Annotated in this window: 4 protein-coding genes; 2 read left to right on the forward strand and 2 right to left on the reverse strand. The window is 72.6% G+C overall.

Annotated elements, in window-relative coordinates; translation table 11 throughout:
- A partial coding sequence (locus tag ABNT58_RS17200) for a tetratricopeptide repeat-containing diguanylate cyclase (RefSeq protein ID WP_348754669.1) occupies positions 1 to 1,377 on the forward strand: 1,377 nt, incomplete at its 5' end.
- A gap of 1 nt (position 1,378) precedes the next feature.
- Here ABNT58_RS17200 and ABNT58_RS17205 read toward each other — a convergent pair.
- Both ABNT58_RS17205 and ABNT58_RS17210 read right to left on the reverse strand, forming a co-directional pair.
- Complete coding sequence (locus tag ABNT58_RS17205) at positions 1,379 to 1,801, reverse strand: Hsp20 family protein (RefSeq protein WP_348754670.1); 423 nt, start codon at positions 1,799 to 1,801, stop codon at positions 1,379 to 1,381.
- Between the two features lie 84 nt (positions 1,802 to 1,885).
- Positions 1,886 to 3,187, reverse strand: a complete 1,302-nt coding sequence (locus tag ABNT58_RS17210; protein ID WP_348754671.1) for an MFS transporter — start codon at positions 3,185 to 3,187, stop codon at positions 1,886 to 1,888.
- Positions 3,188 to 3,382: 195 nt separating this feature from the next.
- Here ABNT58_RS17210 and ABNT58_RS17215 point away from each other — a divergent pair.
- On the forward strand, positions 3,383 to 3,579 hold a 197-nt coding region (locus ABNT58_RS17215), incomplete at its 3' end, for a LysR family transcriptional regulator (RefSeq protein ID WP_348754672.1).

Consider the following 3,579-nt stretch of genomic DNA (forward strand, 5'->3'; position numbering starts at 1 on the left):
CACGGCGCCTGGCGCGACGACCTGCTGCGCTGGGTGACGCTGGGCGCCTGCGAGCTGGGCCGCTTCGAGCTGGCGCTGGCCTGCGCGCAGGAGTGCTGCGCCCGCGCCCGCGCGAGCGACGTGCCGCGCCGCCAGGTGCCTGCCCTGACCGCGCTGGGCGCCTGCTTCGAGCGCATGGGCGACCCCTGGCAGGCCGAGCGCCTGATGGCCGATGCACTGGCCATCGCCCGCGCGCACGGCACGCCCTTCGACCGCATGCAGACGCTGAGCAACCTGTGCGCGGTGACCATCGGCGCCTACTACCTGCTGCGCGACGTGGCCGGCGAGGCGGAGGTGCAGGCGGTGCTGCAACGCTCGGTGGCCTATGCGCGCGAGGCGGTGCAGATCGCCAGCGAAGCGGCCGACGCCGCCTTCGACGCGGTGATCTGGGGCAACCTGGGCGAGGTGCTGGTGCACCTGGGCCAGGCCGAAGAAGCCTGGGAGTGGTTGACCGCCGCGCTGCTGCGCGCGCTGGAAGGCGGCCACCAGGCGCAGGCCTGCCGCATCCGCTGCACCGTGGCCGAGCTGCACCTGCAGGCCGGCCGCCCGGCCCAGGCCGCCATCACGCTGGGCCGGCTGCTGCAGGAAAGCAACCCCGGCATCACCGCCACGCTGGTGCGGCTGCACCATGGCCTGTACCGCGCGCTGAAGGCGCTGGGCGACGAGGGCGGCGCGCTGCGCCACTTCGAGTGTTATGCGCACCTGGAGCGGCGGCGCGCCATCAACCAGCTGCAAAGCCAGTCGCAGCTGCTGGTCACGCGCACCGAGGTGGAACAGGCCCGGGTGCAGGCCGAGCGCCTGCGCCGCCAGGCCTTGGCCGAGCGGCAGCGGGCCGACGAGTTCGAGTCGCGGGCGCTGCGCGATGCGCTCACCGGCCTGGGCAACCGCCGGCAGCTCGACCGCAGCCTGCCCGACCTGCTGGAGCAGGCGGTGCGCGGCGGCGGGCCGATGGCGCTGGCGATGGTGGACGTGGACCACTTCAAGGGCGTGAACGACCGCTTCGGCCATGGGCTGGGCGACCGCGTGCTGGTGGCGCTGGCGCAGATGCTGCGCGAGAACACCCGCAGCGAAGACGTGGCCGTGCGCATTGGCGGCGAGGAGTTCCTGATCGTGCTACCCAACACCAGCGCCGAGGCGGCGCTGGACGTGTGCGAACGGCTGCGCCGCCGCGTGGCCGGGCACGACTGGGCCGGCCTGGCGCCGGGCCTGACCGGGGTGACGGTGAGCATCGGCCTGGCGCATGCGCCGCCGTATGAACGGCAGTCGCTGTTCGAGCAGGCCGACCGGGCGCTTTATCGCGCCAAGGACGAAGGCCGCAACCGGGTGAAGTTGGCCTGACTCACTGCACCGCGATCGTCCGGCTGCGGCTGCTTTCGCGCTTGGGCAGGGTCAGGCGCAGCACGCCGTCCTGCAGGCGGGCCACCACGCGGCCGGCGTCCACTTCGTGGGCCAGCGAAAAACCGCGCGAGACGCGGCCGCGCATCGTCTCCTTGATCAGCACGCGGCCGCCGGCGTCGGTCTCTTCGTGCTCACCATGCACTTGCGCGGCGATGGACACGAAGCTGCCGTCGATGGTGATGCTGATGTCTTCCTTGCGCGCCCCGGGAAGCTCGGCGCGCACCTCGTAGTCGCGGTCGTTCTCGGTCAGGTCGAGCCGGATCTGCGGCGGCAGCGGGTCGGCCAGGGTCAACGGGTGCGACAGCCGGCGCAGCAGGTCGGGCAGCAGCAGGTTCAGCGCATCGGCGCGTGGGGGAGTGTTCATGGTCGCCTCCGGACCCGGCAGTGAATCGGTGCGGGCAAGTCTAGAAACCGCCCGCGCCGCCGCCTTGCGCTGCATCAAGGGCGGCTACCGCAGCGCGCGGCCCCGGCTTTCGGGCAGCACCAGGATGGCCAGCGCCGCCATGGCGCTGGTGGCCGCCACGTACCAGGCCGGCGCGGCGGGGTTGCCGGTGCTGGCGATCAGCGCGGTGACGATGAACTGCGTGGTGCCGCCGAACACCGTCACCCCCAGCGCATAGGCGATGGACAGCCCGGTGGCCCGCACCGCCTTGGGCAGCAGCTCGGGGATGGCGATGATGGACGCCGATCCGCTGATGGCCGTGAGCAGCGCCAGCACCGCCGTGCTGGCCAGCAGCATGCCCTGCGTGGGATGGGCCACCAGCAGGCTGAAGGCGGGCACCGCCACTAGCGCGGTGCCGATGCGCGGCCACAGCATCACCGCGCGGCGGCCCCAGCGGTCGCTGAGCCAGCCGCCCAGCAAGGCGCCCACCAGCGTGATGGCGCCCACCATCACCGTGGCGCCCATGGCCACGCCGGGCGCGAACTTCAGCGTGGTGATGGCATAGGTGGTCATGAAGGTGCCCACGTAGTTGGCCACGGTGGCGCCCATCACCACCAGCAGCGCCACGCCGATCACGCGGCGCTGCGCCCACACCAGCGGCCAGCCGGCCGCCTCGCCGGCCGCGGGCGCATGCATCGATTCGGTCATGTGCCGGCGCAGGTACACCGCCACCGGCAGCAGCAGCAGGCCGAACACGAAGGGCAGGCGCCAGCCCCACGACTCCACCTGCGCGGGCGTCAGCCAGGTGGTCACCGCCAGGCCGGCGCCGCCGGCCACCAGCGTGGCCAGGCCCTGGCTGGCCAGCTGCCAGCCGGCGTAGGCGCCGCGCCGGTGCGGCGGCGCGATCTCGATCAGGAAGGCGGTGGAAGGCCCCACCTCGCCGCCCAGCGCCAGGCCCTGCACCAGCCGGCACAGCACCACGATCACCGGCGCGGCCAGGCCGATCTGCGCATGGCCGGGCGTCAGCGCCAGCCCCAGCGTGCCCACGGTGATGAGGCCGATGGTCAGCAGCATCGCCGGCTTGCGGCCGGCGCGGTCGGCATAGGCGCCGATGAGCACGCCGCCCAGCGGCCGCGAGACGAAGCCCACGCCGAACACCGCCACCGACATGAGCAGGCTGGCCAGCGGCGTGTCGGCCGGAAAGAAGGTGCGGCCGATGTACACCGCGAAGAAGGCGTAGGTGACGAAGTCGTAGAACTCCAGCGCATTGCCGGCCACGGTGGCGGCGACGACGCGGGTGCGGGGCGCCACCGTGCCGGCCGTGGCGGCGGTCGTGCGGGCGTCCAGGGGACTGTGGAGGGTGGTCATGGCGATGGCGGTGGCAGGGTGCTGAGGATCGGCGGCGGCAGGCAGGCCAGCGGCCGGGCGGTGGGGCTGCGGCGCCGGACCGGTGGGTGTTGAAAGGCCCGTCGCGAACCCATCGTAGGAAGCGCCACACCCAACGTCCAATGCATTGGAAAGCCGATTAAGATGCTTCAAACTCATGCAACCAGCGGGTTTTCCATGACGCTCGTGCAGCTGCGCCACCTCATCTCGCTGGCGGAAACCGGCTCCTTCACCCGCTCGGCGGAGGTCATCTGCATCACGCAGCCGGCGCTCAGCCGCAGCGTGCAGGCGCTGGAGCGCGAACTGGGCCAGCCGCTGTTCGACCGCGTGGGCCGCCGCAGCGAACTCACGCCCTTCGGCCGCGAAGTGGTGCA

Source organism: uncultured Aquincola sp., assembly GCF_964001545.1.
Classification (GTDB): domain Bacteria; phylum Pseudomonadota; class Gammaproteobacteria; order Burkholderiales; family Burkholderiaceae_C; genus Aquincola.

Coding starts and splice junctions, on each gene's coding strand:
- ABNT58_RS17205 (WP_348754670.1), bottom strand. CDS start 1,801: ATGAACACTCCCCCACGCGCCGATGCGCTGAACCTGCTGCTGCCCGAC.
- ABNT58_RS17210 (WP_348754671.1), bottom strand. CDS start 3,187: ATGACCACCCTCCACAGTCCCCTGGACGCCCGCACGACCGCCGCCACG.